The 382-nt window shown below is 65.7% G+C and carries 1 protein-coding gene; it reads left to right on the top strand.

All coding sequences use genetic code 11. From position 1 onward, the window contains the following. Positions 1-17 precede the first annotated feature (17 nt). The coding region (locus EOB36_RS34190; RefSeq protein WP_348631849.1) for a type VI secretion system-associated FHA domain protein at positions 18-382 on the top strand (365 nt) is incomplete at its 3' end.

Here is a 382-nt window from a genome sequence, read left to right as displayed (position 1 = left end):
GTTCGACGCAGCGGGAAATGCCGGGGGCGACAAGCCGGTCGCTGGAATTCGGAGATGGGCCGTTCTTCGATCCCACGGAGCAACGGTCCGGCCAGCGGGGTGCAGCGTCGACGTTCCCGTCGCAACCGCCCCTGCCCTCGACCAGCGATGAAGTGCTGCGGGCAATCGCGATCGGAGCGGGCATCTCGCCGGAACTGCTGCAGTCGCGCGATCCGCATGAAGTTGCCGCCGAAATCGGCGCGGTGCTGCGCACGGTGGTCGAGGAACTGACCTTGCTGCTGAAGGCGCGCGCGGCAGCGAAAATGCTGGCCAAGAGCACGCAGCGAACGATGATCAGCGCCGCCGACAACAACCCGCTGAAATTCGTTCCGGGAACTGACGA

Source organism: Mesorhizobium sp. M6A.T.Cr.TU.017.01.1.1 (genome assembly GCF_004023115.1).
Lineage (GTDB): Bacteria > Pseudomonadota > Alphaproteobacteria > Rhizobiales > Rhizobiaceae > Mesorhizobium > Mesorhizobium mediterraneum.
This window is presented reverse-complemented; position numbering and strand designations above follow the sequence as displayed.